Source organism: Nocardia sp. NPDC057440, from assembly GCF_042802915.1.
Lineage (GTDB): Bacteria > Actinomycetota > Actinomycetes > Mycobacteriales > Mycobacteriaceae > Nocardia.
This window is the reverse complement of record NZ_JBHVDF010000006.1, coordinates 243,977-260,379: the sequence shown is the minus strand read 5'-3', so window position 1 is coordinate 260,379 and position 16,403 is coordinate 243,977. Positions and strand designations below refer to the sequence as shown.

17 protein-coding genes are annotated in these 16,403 nt (G+C 65.9%); 9 read left to right on the top strand and 8 right to left on the bottom strand.

The features are described 5' to 3' along the window. Positions 1-16: 16 nt before the first annotated feature. The 3 genes from ACFU4Z_RS14665 to ACFU4Z_RS14655 all read left to right on the top strand — a co-directional run bounded on the left by ACFU4Z_RS14665 (position 17) and on the right by ACFU4Z_RS14655 (position 2,660). Complete coding sequence (locus tag ACFU4Z_RS14665) at positions 17-181, top strand: hypothetical protein (RefSeq protein ID WP_379062946.1); 165 nt, start codon at positions 17-19, stop codon at positions 179-181. Between the two features lie 1,008 nt (positions 182-1,189). Next, positions 1,190-2,161, top strand: a complete 972-nt coding sequence (holA, locus tag ACFU4Z_RS14660; RefSeq protein ID WP_379062944.1) for a DNA polymerase III subunit delta — start codon at positions 1,190-1,192, stop codon at positions 2,159-2,161. 193 nt (positions 2,162-2,354) lie between these two features. Continuing rightward, entirely contained in the window at positions 2,355-2,660 is a 306-nt protein-coding gene (locus tag ACFU4Z_RS14655) for a zinc-ribbon domain-containing protein (RefSeq protein WP_379062942.1), read from the top strand. Positions 2,661-2,669: 9 nt separating this feature from the next. Here ACFU4Z_RS14655 and ACFU4Z_RS14650 read toward each other — a convergent pair whose 3' ends face one another. Both ACFU4Z_RS14650 and ACFU4Z_RS14645 read right to left on the bottom strand, forming a co-directional pair. Continuing rightward, the gene (locus tag ACFU4Z_RS14650) at positions 2,670-2,933 is read right to left on the bottom strand and encodes a DUF2798 domain-containing protein (RefSeq protein WP_379062940.1); all 264 of its coding nucleotides are present in this window, start codon (positions 2,931-2,933) and stop codon (positions 2,670-2,672) included. A gap of 166 nt (positions 2,934-3,099) precedes the next feature. Further along, positions 3,100-4,170, bottom strand: coding sequence for an aldo/keto reductase (locus tag ACFU4Z_RS14645; RefSeq protein WP_379062938.1), 1,071 nt, complete (start codon positions 4,168-4,170; stop codon positions 3,100-3,102). A gap of 114 nt (positions 4,171-4,284) precedes the next feature. On the opposite strand from ACFU4Z_RS14645, the gene ACFU4Z_RS14640 reads away from it, so the two are divergent. After that, entirely contained in the window at positions 4,285-5,112 is an 828-nt protein-coding gene (locus ACFU4Z_RS14640) for a helix-turn-helix domain-containing protein (RefSeq protein WP_379062936.1), read from the top strand. A 3-nt stretch (positions 5,113-5,115) separates the two neighbouring features. Here ACFU4Z_RS14640 and ACFU4Z_RS14635 read toward each other — a convergent pair whose 3' ends face one another. Together ACFU4Z_RS14635 and rpsT are read right to left on the bottom strand one after the other, a co-directional pair. Then, complete coding sequence (locus ACFU4Z_RS14635) at positions 5,116-5,379, bottom strand: hypothetical protein (protein ID WP_379062934.1); 264 nt, start codon at positions 5,377-5,379, stop codon at positions 5,116-5,118. 273 nt (positions 5,380-5,652) lie between these two features. Continuing rightward, positions 5,653-5,913: a 30S ribosomal protein S20 gene (gene rpsT, locus ACFU4Z_RS14630; protein ID WP_366528276.1), complete on the bottom strand. Its 261-nt coding sequence runs from the start codon at positions 5,911-5,913 to the stop codon at positions 5,653-5,655. A gap of 419 nt (positions 5,914-6,332) precedes the next feature. Between rpsT and ACFU4Z_RS14625 the strand changes: the two genes are divergently transcribed. From ACFU4Z_RS14625 to ACFU4Z_RS14610, 4 genes are all read left to right on the top strand, one after another. After that, entirely contained in the window at positions 6,333-7,880 is a 1,548-nt protein-coding gene (locus tag ACFU4Z_RS14625; protein WP_379063470.1) for a circularly permuted type 2 ATP-grasp protein, read from the top strand. Then, positions 7,880-8,854, top strand: coding sequence for an alpha-E domain-containing protein (locus tag ACFU4Z_RS14620; protein ID WP_379062932.1), 975 nt, complete (start codon positions 7,880-7,882; stop codon positions 8,852-8,854). Before ACFU4Z_RS14625 ends, ACFU4Z_RS14620 begins: the two co-directional genes overlap by 1 nt. Further along, complete coding sequence (locus ACFU4Z_RS14615) at positions 8,851-9,693, top strand: transglutaminase domain-containing protein (RefSeq protein WP_379062930.1); 843 nt, start codon at positions 8,851-8,853, stop codon at positions 9,691-9,693. Before ACFU4Z_RS14620 ends, ACFU4Z_RS14615 begins: the two co-directional genes overlap by 4 nt. A 258-nt stretch (positions 9,694-9,951) precedes the next feature. Further along, a complete protein-coding gene (locus tag ACFU4Z_RS14610) occupies positions 9,952-10,737 on the top strand; it encodes an aquaporin (protein WP_379062928.1) in 786 nt (261 codons plus the stop codon). Positions 10,738-10,852: 115 nt separating this feature from the next. Here the strand turns inward: ACFU4Z_RS14610 and ACFU4Z_RS14605 are convergent, their stop codons facing one another. Next, a complete protein-coding gene (locus tag ACFU4Z_RS14605; protein WP_379062926.1) occupies positions 10,853-11,281 on the bottom strand; it encodes a DUF5360 family protein in 429 nt (142 codons plus the stop codon). 2 nt (positions 11,282-11,283) lie between these two features. Beyond that, positions 11,284-11,862: a type II toxin-antitoxin system PemK/MazF family toxin gene (locus ACFU4Z_RS14600; protein WP_379062924.1), complete on the bottom strand. Its 579-nt coding sequence runs from the start codon at positions 11,860-11,862 to the stop codon at positions 11,284-11,286. A 367-nt stretch (positions 11,863-12,229) separates the two neighbouring features. On the opposite strand from ACFU4Z_RS14600, the gene lepA reads away from it, so the two are divergent. Continuing rightward, a complete protein-coding gene (gene lepA, locus ACFU4Z_RS14595) occupies positions 12,230-14,089 on the top strand; it encodes a translation elongation factor 4 (RefSeq protein ID WP_379062922.1) in 1,860 nt (619 codons plus the stop codon). A 62-nt stretch (positions 14,090-14,151) separates the two neighbouring features. On the opposite strand, the gene ACFU4Z_RS14590 is transcribed toward lepA, so the two are convergent. Both ACFU4Z_RS14590 and ACFU4Z_RS14585 read right to left on the bottom strand, forming a co-directional pair. After that, positions 14,152-15,699 (bottom strand): sensor histidine kinase, encoded by a 1,548-nt coding sequence (locus ACFU4Z_RS14590; RefSeq protein ID WP_379062920.1) that lies wholly within the window; start codon positions 15,697-15,699, stop codon positions 14,152-14,154. Then, a complete protein-coding gene (locus ACFU4Z_RS14585) occupies positions 15,696-16,388 on the bottom strand; it encodes a response regulator transcription factor (protein ID WP_379062918.1) in 693 nt (230 codons plus the stop codon). The genes ACFU4Z_RS14590 and ACFU4Z_RS14585 overlap by 4 nt, the downstream gene beginning before the upstream one ends. Positions 16,389-16,403: the final 15 nt, after the last annotated feature.

Genomic DNA, 16,403 nt, shown 5'->3' with positions numbered 1-16,403 from the left:
TCCGCCAGTGATGGGAGTGGCTGATGTCGACGTGGGCTCAGCGGATGGAATCGTGCTGGCCGATGCTGCGGGAGCTGCGATCACACCCAGTGACAAGGCCAAGGCGGTCGCGGCGAAAATTTTTGCGGTTCTGGTAGACATTTTGCTTCCTTCGGTGTGCATCGATTTCTTACTGCAATAACTCATAGCCCTCCCCAGTGTTCACCCAGCTGCCCGCGAATGCCAGAAGGGGTCAAGAAATACCGCTGACCTCTTTTATCCCCTACAGTCCGGCGAAGACGATCACCTGGAGTTCGGCGTATGACCGTTGCGTACCGGAGGCCGAAGCTTATTCGGAATGTTGCCGAGCACACTGAAATGAAACACTCTCTTCATTCTGGGCCTTCGCCTCGCGATAGAACCAGACACTGCCGAGGTCGAATCACAGATTGATTGATCCAATGGGAGTGTATCGATGTGGGCACGGTGGACGGAGTTGCGCCGGCCGATGCTGCGGGAGTCGAGATGATACCTAGAGACGAGGCCACCGTGATCGCGGCGAAGATTTTGCCGGTTTTGGTAGACATTTTGCTTCCGTCGGGTGTGGATAGATTCCTACTGCAATCACTCATCGCCCCTCTTCGGTTTTCACCCAGCCGATGATGAATGCCTGAAAGGGGGATCCGCTGACCTCTTTGGTCTCCTAAAACTGGACAAAAGCGACTATCTGCAGTTCGGCTTCGATCGTTGCGCACTGGATACCGAAGCTTGATCAGAATGTTTCTGAGCGAAAACTGAAGGAAACACCCTCCTCGTCTCGCGATTGTCGATAATCGCTGGACTGCCGCAACGCCGAAATTGAGAGCTGAAGTGCTGACAACCTGACGGACTGCCCTGGATCAGAGGTATGTGACAAATGTCGGGGCGTTCGATCGGGTGTTGCTCGCCTTGGCCCGGGCCGCTCTCTTTTCCGTCGATGGTCGGCAGCCCGGGTCGGGACAGCGCGCAGCGTGGTCGTGGCAAAAGGCGTCGGTGGCGGACCGTAGGATCGGGCCCGTGAGCGAGCGCGGCGAGCCAACCACGGACATGGCGCCTTCGGGCGCGCTGGAGCCGAGTGCCGGCGAGGTGCGGCCATGAGCGAGTGCGGCGAGCGGATCATGTCGCGGTCGGTTGCCCGCACTGGGGAGTCCAGCGCCAGCGGGGTGCGGCCATGAGCGAGCGAGCTGCGGCGGTGCACTTGGTGCTCGGTGAAGAAGAGCTGTTGATCGAGCGGGCGGTGGCGGCGATCGCCGCGCGGGTTCGGGCGGGCGCGCCGGATGGTGACGCCGTGCCGGTCGATCGGTTGCGGGCGGGAGACGCCAGCACGGCTGAGCTGGCCGAGTTGTTGAGCCCCTCGTTGTTCGCCGAGGAGCGGTTGATCGTGTTGGAGTCGGCGGCCGAGGCGGGGAAGGACGCGGTCGCGGTGATCACCGAGGCTGCCGGGGATCCGCCCGAGGGCGCGGTGCTGGTGGTGTTGCATTCCGGAGGCGGCCGGGCCAGAGCGCTGGCACCTGCGCTGCAGAAGCTGGGCGCCGAGGTGCACAACTGCGCCAAGCTGACCAAGGCCGCGGAGCGGGTCGAATTCGTGCGCAACGAGTTCCGGGCCGCAGGGGTGCGGGTGTCGGGCGAGGTCGTGCAGGTGATGTTGGAGGCGGTCGGTTCGGAGCTGCGGGAGCTCGCCGCCGCCTGTTCACAGCTTGCGGCAGACACCGGCGGCAAGATCGACGTCGCGGCTGTGCGCCGCTATTACTCCGGCAAAGCGGAGGTCTCCGGCTTCGACGTCGCCGAGCTGGCCGTTGCGGGCGACCGGCCCGGCGCGATGGAGGCGCTGCGCTGGGCCAATGATCGCGGCGTCCCGCATGTCCTACTCGCGGACGCACTCGCCGACTCTGTGCACACCATCGCCCGCGTCGGCTCCGCGGGTCGCGGCGACCCCTTCAAACTGGCCCAGCAGCTGGGCATGCCCCCATGGAAAGTGAAGAAAGCCCAGGCCCAGGCCCGCGGCTGGAGCTCGGCAACCATCGGCTCCGCCCTCCAGGTGGTCGCCACTCTGAACGCCGACGTGAAGGGCGGCGCCGCCGACCCCGACTACGCCCTGGAACACGCCCTCACCCAGATTCTCGACCTGCACTCCGCAGGCTGACCGAAGCGACGCGCTTTCCGGCCGTTCGAGTGAACGGTGCTTCGGCGTGTTCAGTCCAGAGCCCCGGCCATCGTGGCCAACGGCGACATGCTCTTCCCTGGTAGCCGCCGGACTCTCGACCGCTGTGGGCAGATGTTGGTCCTCGATCATGCGGGTACTGTCGACGTCGTTCGATTCGATCCCGGGGGTTCCTATGTTGATTTGGGGCTGGCGGCGCACCGTCCAGCAACTCGCCATGCTCACGCTGGTATGCGGCAACTGCCACAATCCAGCGGCGCATGCCCTGCGCAAACTCGTCACCAAGTTCACGTTCTTCTTCATCCCGCTCTTCCCGCTGAAGACCAAGCACACCGTGCAGTGCACGTGGTGTGGGGCGCAATCGGAAGTGCCGCACCAGCGTGTCCCCGAACTGCTGCACCAGGCGCAGACGGCCAATGCGGGGCACGGTGCGTGGCAGCCACCTGCCCCGGCGACGCCGGACCAGCGCTATCCGAGCTGAAGCGGTGCCTCACACCGCTTTCGGTGCCTGCACCAGTGTCGCGGTTGCCCGGCGCACCAGCGGCAGCACCAGCAGCAGGGTGGGGAAGGCGATAGGCCAGGACACCGCCCACGAGCGCAACCACATCCCGACCGTGAAGCCCTCGCTCATCAGAGTGCTGATCAGGGAGACGATGCAGGTCATCAGGATCGATAGCAGCATCGGCATGATCACCGACGCATAGCGGGCAGGAAGCTTGAAACCGGTGCGGGAGTTGGTGTTCGCGGAAGTCATCGGTTCACTCCGTAAGGTCCTCACAGCAGCGATTCCGCCGGGCGGCGGGATCGGTGCGTTGGTTCACGTGAACGCTTACGGCGACGCGATGTCGCGGCACCGAGCATAGGACAGCGGTTCGCGGCGGTGCAAGCCGGCTCTGCACCGCTGGCGAACCGAGTCGAATTCAGTTGCGCTCTTGCACCTTCAGGTCGCCGAAGGTGACGCTCTGCGCCATCGGCCTGGCCAGGAACTCGTGCGGGAAACCGAGGTCGATAGCGCTGGCCTGTTCCAGCCGGGCCACCTGCGCCGCGTCGAACTCGACGTCGAGCGCACCGAGGTTGTCCTCGAGCTGTGCCGCCGTGCGGGCACCGATGATCGGTGCGGTAACTGCGGGGTTGCGAAGCGTCCAGGCGAGCGCCACTTGCGACGGCGCCTTACCTAGTTGCGCCGCAACCTCTTTCACCACATCGGCGATGGCGAGACCGCGCGCGGTGAGCGAGCCGTTGGCGGCGGCGACATTCTTGCGTGAGCCTGCCGGCGATGCCTCCACATCGTGTGCCAGGTCAGCGCTGCTGTACTTGCCGGTGAGCACGCCGCTGGCCAGCGGCGACCATGGGATCACGCCAAGACCCATTTCCTGCGCCATCGGAATGAGGTCGCGCTCGACGGTCCGCTCGATGAGGCTGTATTCGATCTGCAGCGCGATCAGCGGCGACCAGCCCCGCAGATCCGCGATGGCCTGCATGCGCGAGACCTGCCATGCCGGTGCGTCGGAAATGCCGACATAGAGCACTTTGCCCGCACGGACCAGGTCGTCCATCGCGCGCAGGATCTCCTCGACCGGGGTGCGGAAATCCCAGGCGTGCAGGTACAGCACGTCGAGGTAGTCGGTGTTCAGCCTGCGCAGGCTCGCCTCCACCGAAGCGAACATGCTCTTGCGGTGGTTGCCCCCGGAGTTGGGGTCGTTCGGTCGGCGCAGCATCGTGTATTTGGTTGCCAGCACAAGGCTTTCGCGATTGTCCGCGGTGAACTCGCCGAGCAGCTGCTCGGAGGTGCCGTTGGTGTACTGGCTGGCGGTGTCGATGAAATTGCCGCCGCGCTCGACATAGGTGTCGAAAATCTTTCGGGCTTCGTCCTTGTCGGCGCCCCAACCCCAGTCGGCGCCGAAGGTCATGGTGCCCAGGGACAGCGGGGAAACCCGCAGCCCTGAGCGGCCGAGCAGCCGGTAGGTGTCGAGGGTGAGGCCTGTGGACATGTCGGGCTCCTGTCGTCGTTCGTTCGACAGCAAGTCTGGAACGGCGCGAGGCCGACGATAAGGGAAGGTTCTTCCTGGGAAAGCCAGTACCACCCAGCCGTAGGATCGAAGGTGATGACTGGCACCGTGAACGCGACACAGGAACTGGCGGCTTTCCTGCGGGCCCGGCGGGAGCGCCTCACCCCCGGCGACCTCGGGCTGCCCGAGCGCAGGCAGGCCCGCCGCACGCCCGGCCTGCGGCGCGAGGAAGTCGCCGAATTGGCAGGGGTCAGTATCGATTACATCGTCCGGCTGGAGCAGGGGCGCGGCTTACGCCCGTCCGCCGACGTGCTGGAAGCGCTGTCGCGTGCGTTGCGGCTGGACACCGACGAGCGCGCCTATCTGTTCGACCTGGCCCAGCAGCGTCAGCCCGACACCGGCAAGCCGAGCACGGTGGCCGCGCCCGCGCTTGTCATGCTGGTCGAGGATCTTTCCCCGCTGCCTGCCATGCTGGTCAACCATCGCTACGACATTCTGGCGTGGAACCGGGAAATGGCCAGGTTGGTCGTCGAGTTCGACACCTTGCCGCCGGGCCAGCGCAACTCGATGTGGCTGTGCCTGATGCACCCCGACATGCGTGACTTCTATGCCGACCGGGAACGGATCATCCGAGAAGGCATCGCTGACCTGCGGGCCGCATGGGCGGCGCATCCCGACGATCAGGCCCTTGCGGACCTGATTGCCGAGTTCACCCGCAGCGAGGAATTCGCACGGGCTTGGGACAGACATGATGTGCGGGTGAACGGTCGCGGCCGGAAGCCATTGCGGCATCCGGTGGTGGGGCCTTTGGTCGTCAACTACGAAGTGCTGATGCCGATCCAGGACCCCGACCAGCGGATCATCATCTATCGAGCCGCTGACGCCGATTCCCAGACGGCGCTGGACCGGTTGGCCGAGTCCTGAGAACTACTCGACGGAGGCGAGCGTCAGCTCGTCTTCCTCGTCGGACTCCTCGTAGCGGCCGTCCCATTCCTCATAGAACGGCACGTCGTCGTCACGGGTGACGATCCACTCCAACGAGTACGCGCCCTCACCGGCGGGAACCATGATGTTCTCGATCTTCAGACCGATCTGGAGAACATCGGCAGCCCGGATGACATCGGGCAGGTCCTCGGACCGAACCACGGTCTGGTTGGCATACAACGTGATGGTGTTGCGGTCGCCGTCCAACGGTAACTCCAATCATTGGTGAAAACATTGCTGACGAGTGCCCTCGCCTGGCAGACACTACCGTCGATTCGGAGGACGCCGGGCGTTTGCCCGAAACCGTTCACACACCATTCGCCTGCTGCGCTCGTCCCCGCAGATCACGGCCCCGACGGCGCTGCGACACGGCGTCGTGTGGCCATCTCGTTGCGGTGGAGCACGACAAAAGCCGCCGTGGTCATCGAGGCCACGGCGGCTGCGTCACAAGCACATGCGGTATCTCGCGATACCGGCGAACTAGATCTTGTTGAGAGCCAGCGCGAGAGCCGACTTCTTGTTGGCGGCCTGGTTGGCGTGGATAACGCCCTTCGAGGCGGCCTTGTCCAGCTTGCGGCTGGCGAACTGCAGCTGCTCGGCAGCCTTGTCCTTGTCGCCTGCGGCCGCGGCCTCGCGGAAGCTGCGGATCGCAGTGCGCAGAGCGGACTTGACCGACTGGTTGCGCTTGCGCGCCTCCTCGTTGGTGCGGATCCGCTTCATCTGGGACTTGATGTTGGCCACGCCTGTTTCCTCGTGTTCCTGTCGCTGAATGGACTGTGCTGAAAAGTTTGCGAGCGTGCGACACACCCGAAGTAAATCGGTAACGCAACGCCGAAGATCGAGGGTACCAGCCACGGCTTGGCACACGAAATCGGTGCATCCGGCAACCGGGCCACCGAGGCAGACCCGCCGGTTCGGCTCACAGAATTTTCACACGCAACGCAGGAGTGATGCAAGAAATTTACCTGTGTCTCACACGGCAAAGCCGCTGCATGGCGCACGATTCTTGCATGACCTCCGCCTCGCCGCCGCGATCGGCCCGATCTCCTGTGCCGCCGCCGGTCCGGTCGAACGGACGTGCGGGTGGCCATGGGCGGGTGCCTTCCACCGGATTGTTCGAGGGCTATCGACCCGGCCGTTATGCCCAGGCCTTCGACGAGATGTTCGACAGCTCGGGCCGGGTCCGGCAGCCCTACAAAGGCATCTTCTCCGCGCTCGCGCCCATCGACGTCGCGGATCTCGCGGCGCGTTCGGACGCCCTCGATCGCGCCTTCATCAATCAGGGCATCACGTTCTCGCTGTCGGGTCAGGAGCGGCCGTTTCCGCTGGATCTGGTGCCCAGGGTGATCGCGGCCGCCGAATGGAACAAACTGGAGCGCGGCATCAAGCAGCGGGTGACCGCGCTGGAGCTGTTCCTCGCCGACATCTACGGCGAGCAGAACATCCTGCGCGAGGAGGTGATCCCGAAACGCCTGGTCACCTCCTGCCAGCATTTCCACCGGGAGGCCGCCGGGCTGGTGCCGCCGAACGGCGTGCGCATCCACGTCGCGGGCATCGACCTGGTCCGTGACCAGCACGGCGAATTCCGGGTCCTCGAGGACAATCTGCGCTCCCCGTCCGGCGTCTCCTATGTAATGGAGAATCGACGCACCATGGCACGGGTGTTCCCGGACCTGTTCTCCTCGCACCGGGTGCGCGCGGTGGGTGACTACCCGAGTCATCTGATGCGCGCGCTGCGCGCTTCGGCCGCGCCGAACGAGGCCGATCCGACGGTCGTGGTGCTGACCCCCGGCGTCTACAACTCGGCCTACTTCGAGCATTCGCTGCTGGCCAGGCAGATGGGCGTGGAGCTGGTCGAGGGCAGGGACCTCTTCTGCCGGGACAACGTCGTGTACATGCGCACCACAGCGGGGGAGCGGCAGGTCGACGTGATCTACCGCCGCATCGACGACGCTTTCCTCGACCCGATGCATTTCCGTCCCGATTCGGTGCTCGGCGTCGCCGGTCTGCTGAATGCCGCCCGCGCGGGCAATGTCGTCATCTCCAGCGCGATCGGCAACGGCGTCGGCGACGACAAGCTGATCTACGCCTATGTACCGACGATCATCGAGTACTACCTCGGTGAGAAGCCGGTGCTGCCGAATGTCGACACCTACCGCTGCTGGCTGGACGACGAGCGCGCGGAGGTGCTCGACCGCATCGGTGAGCTGGTGGTCAAGCCGGTGGAGGGGTCCGGCGGCTACGGCATCGTCATCGGACCGGACGCCACGCTGCGCGAGTTGGACGCCGCCCGTCGCAGGATCAAGGCGGACCCGCGCGGCTGGGTCGCGCAGCCGGTGGTTCAGTTGTCCACCGTGCCGACCAAGATCGGCAGCGAACTGGTGCCGCGCCACGTCGACCTGCGGCCTTTCGCGGTCAATGACGGTGACGACATCTGGGTACTGCCCGGCGGGCTGACCCGGGTCGCGCTGCCGGAGGGCTCCCTGGTGGTCAACTCGAGCCAGGGCGGCGGCAGCAAGGACACCTGGGTGTTGTCCGGACGCGACTCGCTCGCCGACCGGGAACTGGCGGGTGCGGAGCTGGTCGGCGAACCGCCGCAATCGGATTCGCGTGAACTCGGCAGGGAACTGACTGCCGAGCAGTCGAATCAGCAACAGCAGCAGCAACAACAAGAGCAGCGACAGTCCGGTGCGGGGGTGGTGCGCTGATGCTGGCCCGCAATGCCGAATCGTTGTACTGGATCGGACGCTACGTCGAGCGCGCCGATGACACCGCACGCATCCTCGACGTCGCGGTGCATCAGCTGCTGGAGGATGCGACGGCCGATCCGGACCGTACTTCGCGAGTGTTGTTGCGGGTGCTCGGTATCGAGCCGCCCGAGGGCGAACTCGATGTCTGGTCGGTCACCGATCTGGTGGCGTTCAGTCCCGAGCACGGTGCGTCGATCACCAACTCGATCGCGAATGCCCGCGAGAATGCCAGGGGCGCAAGAGAAGTCGCCTCCAGCGAAATGTGGGAGTGCCTGAACGCCACCTACATCGGGCTCGCCGCCGCCGAACGCGCCGCCCGCAGTCTCGGGCCGCACGAGTTCTTCCACTACATCAAGGACCGGGCGGCGATGTTCGCCGGACTGTCGGATTCGACGCTCAGTCGCGACGACGGCTACCGATTCCTGCTGCTCGGCCGCTCCATCGAACGCGCGGATATGACTGTGCGGCTACTGCTTTCGCGCGCCGGCGACCGTACCTCGTCACCGGCCTGGGTGACGGTGCTTCGCTCGGCGGGTGCGCACGACACCTATCTGCGCACCCATCGCGGCGCGCTCGACGCCAATCTGGTGGCCGAATTCATTCTGCTCGACCGGCTTTTTCCGCGGTCGCTGTTCCATTCGGTGCGGGTTGCCGAAGACTGTCTCGCCGAGCTCGACCAGCGGCCGACCAGCCGGGTCGGCGCCCGGCACGAGGCACAGCGACTACTCGGCCGGGCCCGCAGTGAACTCGAATTCCTGCCGCCCGGTGTGCTTCTGGAGGACCTGCAGAATCGGTTGCTGTTGCTGCAGCGGAACTTCCGCGAGGTCGGCGAGGCGATCGCGCTGCAATATTTCCATGCCGCGCCATGGGTGGCGTGGACCGATCTGCGCAGCAGTCACGACAACCACGCGCAGGTGGAAGGAGAACTGTGAGCTGGCGGATTCGAGTGGTGCACACCACCGGCTACGTGTACGACGCGCCGGTCACCCGGTCGTTCAACGAGGCTCGGCTCACCCCACGCGCCGACAGCAGGCAGAACGTCATCCTCAATCGGGTGGAGACGGTGCCCTCGACCCGCTCCTACCGCTATACCGACTATTGGGGCACCGCGGTCACCTCCTTCGACCTGCACGCGCCGCACACCGAATTGGAGGTCACCGGCTCCTCGGTGGTGGAGACCGAGCCGTTCGCCGGTCCGGCCGAGGAACTGGGCTGGGAGGAGCTGCGCCGCGAACAGATCGCCGACCGGTTCGACGAAATGCTCGCCGCCACCACCTATGTGCCGGCGGATCGGAAACTGGCGACCGTCGCGCGGCAGCTGGCGCGCGGGGTGCCTCCGGCGAAAGCTGTGGTGCGAGCCGCTGAATGGGTGCATCAGGAGATGACCTACCTGGCCGGAACCACCTCCGTGCATACCTCGGCCGTGCAGGCGTTCGCCGACCGGCAAGGCGTCTGCCAGGACTACGCGCATCTCACCCTCGTCCTGTTGCGCAGCATGGGCATACCGAGTCGCTACGTCTCCGGATACCTGCATCCCAATCCAGACGCCGAGATCAACACCACCGTGGCCGGGCAATCGCACGCCTGGATCGAGGCATGGACCGGCCAGTGGTGGGGCTATGACCCGACCAACAACATCGCCATCAGCGAACAGCACGTATCGGTCGGCGTCGGCCGCGATTACGCGGATGTGCCGCCGCTGAAGGGAATCTTTTCCGGCGGCGGCTCCACGGACCTCGAGGTCGTCGTGGAGATCACCCGTCTCGCCTAGACTCCGGCCTTTTCCGCGGCTCATCCAGTCGGCGATGCACCGCGAACCCGCGATCGGCCGGTTCCGGGCCACCCGGCGAGTCACCCGGGTGTCCGGGAAATCGGTCGTCGCAGCGCCGAGGGTTGTTGTGGAGCACAACTACCTCGCGTAACGTCCCGATCGGATCGACTACTTCGGCACTATCGAACGCAGCAGGACCTCAGGCAGAACCAGTGTGCTCCCCGTGCACGCGGGGTGTTCTCTCGGAAGGTGACATGTATGCCCACTGCTCAGGAAGTCATCGAGGAAGCCACAGAGCTAGCACCGACTCCCGACTCCAAGAAATGGGCCGCCGAAGCGCTCGGCACCTTCGTTCTTGTCATCGGGGGTGTCGGCACCGCGGTGCTGGCCGGTCAGAAGGTAGGTGCGCTCGGTGTGGCGTTCGCCTTCGGGCTGACGCTGTTGTTCCTGGTGTACGCGATCGGGCCGATCTCGGGCTGCCACGTCAATCCGGCGGTGACCGTCGGTCAGCTGCTGCTGGGCAGGTTGTCGGCGATCAGCGCGGCCGGCTACGTGATCGCCCAGCTCATCGGCGCGTTCCTGGCCGGTCTTGTGCTGTTCGCTCTCGCGAAGAACCTGCCGTCCTACGATCGCTCGACCGACGGGCTCGCCGCCAACGGCTGGGGAAAGCACAGCCCGTCGGCGAGGACGGGGCCGCTCGGCGAGGTCGTCATCGAAAACGGCTACGGCCTGGCCGCGGTGATCATCATCGAGGTGATGCTGACCGCGCTGCTGGTGTTCGTGGTGCTCGCCTCGACCGACCAGCTTTCCGACGTCCCGCTGGCCGGGCTCTCGATCGGCGTCACCCTGACCGTCATCCATCTGGTCGCGATCCCGGTGGACTACGCGGCGATCAACCCGGCTCGTGCCCTCGCCGTCGCGCCCTACCAGAACGGCGCGATGGGCCAGGTCTGGGCCTTCGTCGTCTTCCCACTGATCGGCGGCGTCCTCGGTGCGCTGGTGTACGGCCTGCTCTTCGGCCGCTCGCGCGACATGATCAGCTGAGCGTCCGGCCTTGCCGAACAGCCCGGGTCGCACGTTCCGATGGACGTGTCGGCCCGGGCTGCTGCGATACGGGCGGCTCCCGCGAAGTGATCAGCGCAGTTCGATCGCCACGTCGCTAGCGGAGCGCTCCCGATTCGGTCGCAGCACCGGATCGAGGCGCCGCGCCGCAGGTCAGCGTGACCAGGGCGGGGATAGGGAACAGCAGCAGGAAGAGGTTCGGGATCCACCAGGTGAGGCTGAAGTCGCCGCGCAGGGCCCAGAATGCGATGGCCTGGAGTCCCGCGGTACTGGTCAGGGTGAGCGACACCGTCATCAGCGTTCGCGAGCCGTTGCCGCGGCACAGACTGGCGAGGCCGGTGGCGCAGGCGGCCAGGTCCAGCGCGACGAACGAGAAGTTCCAGTCGCTGAGCACCGGATCGGTGTAGTCCTTGTACGCGAATTCCGGCGGGATCAGGTGGGCGAAGGCGATCGCCCAATAGATCAGAAAGCCGATGTCGGTGATCAGCATGGCGACCTTGGTCGGCCCGAGCACCCTGTCGATCACTCTCAGCTCCAGTGGTATTCGATGACCAGTCGGTGTGCGACCAGGTCGAATGTCTTGCGCGCCACGATGGCGCCTTCCCTGCGGATGCCGTCCTCGGGTACATCGAGCACCCGATCGAGTCGGACCCAGCTCGGCCTGCCCTCGTGATCCCAACTGCCGCTGCCGATCCCGACCCAATTGTGGTCGTGCGCCCGCTGCGGATTCGACGAAAGCATCAGCCCGAGCAGGGTCTTGCGATCGCGCCCGACGACCAGGACGGGACGGTCCTTGCCGTTATCGGGGTCCTCTTCGTAGGGAACCCAGGTCCACACGATCTCACCAGGGTCGGCGCGGCCGTCCAGGTGTGGTGCGTAGACGATCTGCCTGGCGCGCTCGGCCGTCGGCACGGGCTTGGAGGCGGTGGGGCGCACGGCGACGGCAGGTGTCCTGCGTTGCGCGATCGAGCCGACCGCACGCTCCAGCAATGACGAGCGTCGCAGCTTGTCGACAAGCTGCGGTCCCTGCTGCTTGACGATCCTGGGACCCTGTTCCTTCGCGATGAGGCCTAGCTGCTTGCCGAGAGAGTTCCAACTTCGGGCCATCTCTGGAGAATAACGGCGCTGTGTTTGATTGGCAGCGCCTGTATCTGATGTGCAGCGCCTGCGGCACTGCGGGTTCGCGGCCCCGAAGGCTCGCGTCCGAGCGGCCGAGACTCGCGACTTCGTCGCAATCGCTTCGGCCACTCGGACGCGAGCCGGCCGCGAACGGTCGCTCGTAAGACTCGCTCCATGGTGGGCGGGTTGGCGAGTCGGGTTGCGATGCGACTTCGGAGGTCGCTTCGAGGCGGGTCGGTGGCGACCGGTTGGACTTGATATTCGGGCTGGCGCCGGTGTTTGCGCATGGTCGCCGGACCGGCGGCGGACTCGGGTGGCTGCCCATGGGACGATAGACGACAGTTTGCCGATACCAATGAGGAGTGGAGTGCCCGCCAGCTTCGCCGACACGACGTTCACCGATCCCGCGCGGATCCGGAACTTCTGCATCATCGCGCACATCGACCATGGAAAGTCGACGCTGGCCGATCGCATGCTGCAGCTGACCGGTGTGGTCGAAGAGCGGCAGATGCGCGCCCAGTATCTGGACCGGATGGATATCGAGCGCGAGCGCGGTATCACCATCAAGGCTCAGAATGTCCGGCTGCCGTGGCAGGTGGACGGCACCGATTACGTGCTGCATCTGATCGACACGCCCGGCCACGTCGACTTCACCTATGAGGTGTCGCGGGCGCTGGAGGCGTGTGAGGGCGCGGTGCTGCTGGTGGACGCGGCTCAGGGCATCGAGGCGCAGACGCTGGCGAATCTGTATCTCGCGCTGGACAAGGATCTGACGATCATCCCGGTGCTGAACAAGATCGACCTGCCCGCCGCCGACCCCGATCGCTACGCCAGCGAGATCGCGCACATCATCGGCTGCGAACCCGACGATGTGCTGCGCGTTTCGGGCAAGACCGGCGTCGGTGTCGCGGAGCTGCTCAACGAGGTGATCAAGACCATCCCCGCGCCGGTCGGCGATCCCGACGCGCCCGCCCGCGCGATGATCTTCGACTCCGTCTACGACACCTACCGCGGCGTGGTCACCTACGTGCGTGTGGTGGACGGCAAGATCGTGCCGCGCGAGAAGATCAAGATGATGTCGACCGGCGCGACCCACGAACTGCTCGAGGTCGGCATCGTCTCTCCGGAACCCAAGCCCACTCAGGGTCTCGGCGTCGGCGAGGTCGGCTACCTGATCACCGGTGTGAAGGATGTGCGCCAGTCCAAGGTCGGTGACACCGTGACCGCCGCCCGCAACGGCGCCACCGAACCGCTCACCGGCTACCGCGAGCCGCGCCCGATGGTGTACTCGGGTCTCTATCCGGTGGACGGCTCGGATTATCCCGATCTGCGTGACGCCCTGGACAAGCTGCAGCTCAACGATGCCGCGCTGACCTACGAGCCGGAAACCTCTGTGGCACTCGGCTTCGGCTTCCGCTGTGGCTTCCTCGGCCTGCTGCACATGGAGATCACTCGCGAGCGGTTGCAGCGCGAGTTCGATCTCGACCTGATCTCCACCGCGCCGAACGTGGTGTACCGCGTGGAGATGGAGGATGGTACCGAGCACATCGTCACCAATCCCTCGTACTGGCCGGAAGGCAAGGTGCGCACCGTCTTCGAGCCGGAGGTGAAGTGCACTGTCATCTCGCCGAGCGAGTTCATCGGCTCGATCATGGAGCTGTGTCAGCAGCGCCGCGGCGAGCTGGGCGGCATGGACTACCTGTCGGAGACCCGCGTCGAGCTGCGCTACACCATGCCGATGGCCGAGATCATCTTCGACTTCTTCGATTCGTTGAAGTCGCGCACCCGCGGCTACGCCAGCCTCGATTACGAGGAGTCGGGCGAGCAGATCTCGCAGCTGGTCAAGGTGGACATCCTGCTGCAGGGCGAGGCGGTGGACGCGTTCTCCGCGATCGTGCACAAGGACGCCGCCCAGGCCTACGGCAACAAGATGACAACCAAGCTGCGCGAGCTCATCCCGCGCCAGCAGTTCGAGGTGCCCATCCAGGCCGCCATCGGCTCGAAGATCATTGCCCGCGAGAACATTCGCGCCATCCGCAAGGACGTGCTCGCCAAGTGCTACGGCGGTGACATCAGCCGTAAGCGCAAGCTGCTGGAGAAGCAGAAGGAAGGCAAGAAGCGGATGAAGACCATCGGTCGCGTGGAGGTTCCGCAGGAAGCCTTCGTCGCGGCGTTGTCCTCGGATGCGGCTTCCGACAAGCCGAAGGGCAAGTAGCGCACGTCGACCCGGACTCGCCGACGCCGTACGCATCGGAGGCGGCCGGTTCGGGTCGCGGACTACTGCCCAGCCGGGCCGATCCGCACGCGCAGCTGGACCCCGCCCATCGGACTGTGGCCGAGTTCGGCTGTGCCCGCATGGAGTTCGGCTTGCTGGCGGACCAGGGCGAGGCCTAGGCCGGAGCCTGGGGAGCCGGGGCCTTTGACGAAACGGTCGAAGGCGGCCTGGCGCAGGTCGTCACGGATGCCGGTGCCGTCGTCGTCGATAAGGATTTCGACGCCCGTGTTCGGGTCAGCTGTGGCCGGGTCGCTGGTGTTCGAATCGTTCGTTGCCGGGTCGGCCGTGTTCGGGTCGCTCGTTGCCGGGTCGGCTGTCGCCGGGTTGCCGGTGGTCGAGCCGGCAGGGTTCGGGTCGTCCGGGTGGTATCGGCGGGCCGCGATGGTGATGGTCTTCGCGTGACCGTGTTGCACCGCGTTGGCCACCGCATTGCTGACGATCAGCATGAGCCCGCCCGGCAAACCGGTCACCATGGCCGGCGCGCATTCGGTGAGGTCGATCTGCGCCTCGGGATGCCTGCGCCGAGCATCCTGGACCGCGCGGTCGAGGGCTTCGCACAGCTCGAACGGTTCGAAGGCATCGGATTCGGTGAGTTCGCCGACGGCAAGCCGTTCCAGATCGGTGAGGGTGTTCTCGATCTGGCGCTCGGCGAGCAGCACGTCGGACAGCACCGCGCGCTGCTGCTCGGCCGGTAAGTCCTTGGTGGTCAGCACTTCCAGGTCGGTGCGCATGGCGGTGAGCGGAGTGCGCAGCTCGTGAGCGCAGACGGCGGCGAAGTCGCGGGCGCTGGCCAGGGCACGGTTGGTCGCGCCGTGTGCGGCCTCCAGCCGGGTCAGCATTCTGGTGATGGCGTCGGAGAGTGCTTCCGCTTCGCGCGCCCCGCGACCCGACAGCGGTGGCAGCTGTTCGAGGGTCTCGATGCCGTGCGTCGCGGTGGCCAGTCTGCGCAGCGGTCGTGCCGCGTACCCGGCCAGGAACCAGCCGAGCACCGCGGCGACGAGGATGCCTGCGAGCCCGATCGCCAGTCCGGTCAATTGGCTGCGCCGGATGGCCGAGTCCACCAGTGAGCGGTCGGCTTCCAGTCGCACGACCAGTCCTGGGAAGCCTTCGACCGTGGTGCGGACGTCGCCGGGGGCCACGATCGCCGGTGCGGGCAGCGGGAATCCGGGCATCGCGGATCCCGGCGGCGCCATGACTGAGTCCGCTGCCCCTGGCGGCGGAGGGCACAGCACCCCGGCTCCTGGTACTGGAAGGCACGGCGGTGGCCGGAATCCTGGTGGCGGGGGCCAAGGGAGCGGCGGACTCCCCAGGTGCGGTGGTATTTCCGCAGGTTGTGCGACCGCGACGCCCATGGTCGACACCGTCTCGTCGAACTGTCGGGAGCCAGTGGTGTCGAGCAGCGCGGTATAGGCGATGCCGAGAGTGACAGCGACGAGCGCGGCGACGCCGCCGGAGACCAGCGCCACCCGAGCCTGCAGCGAGAGCGACGCGCCCCTGTTCCGAATGGTCGCGGCGGCGCGTGCGACGGTGTCCTCGAGGCGAGCGTTCACGGCTGCTCCCGCAACACGAACCCGACACCGCGCACCGTGTGGATCACTCGCGGCGCACCCGATGCCTCCAGCTTCCGGCGCAGATAGGAGACGAACACATCGACCACATTGGTGTCGGTGGTGAAGTCGTAGCCCCATACCGCCGACAAGATCTGCTCGCGGCCGAGCACGATGCCCATGTTTCTGGCAAGCAATGCGAGCACCTCGAATTCACGTTTGGTCAGCTCCACCGTCGCGCCGTTCGACCGCACTCGGTGTCCGGCATGGTCGATGTCGACCCTGCCGACGCGGCACAGATCGGCGGGCTGCTCGGGGACGGGTGGCCTGCGGCGCAGCAGCGCGCGCAACCGCGCGACCAGTTCACCGAGGTCGAAGGGCTTGGTGAGGTAGTCGTCGGCGCCACGCTCCAGGCAGGCGATGCGGTCGGTCACCGCGGTGCGGGCGCTGAGCACGCAGATGGGGATGTCGTTGCCCATCGCGCGCAGCGCCGTAACCACGCCCGCCCCATCGAGATTCGGCATGTTCACATCGAGCACCATGGCGTCGGGCGCGGCTGTGCGGACCATCGTCAGCGCTGCCGCGCCGTCGCCGGCGGTGATCACTTCGAAGTCCGAGAGTTCGAGCCCGCGTCGCAGGGACGCGAGAACTCGAATCTCGTCGTCCACGACCAAGATGCGTTGTCCGGTCATGGGGCCACCATAGAG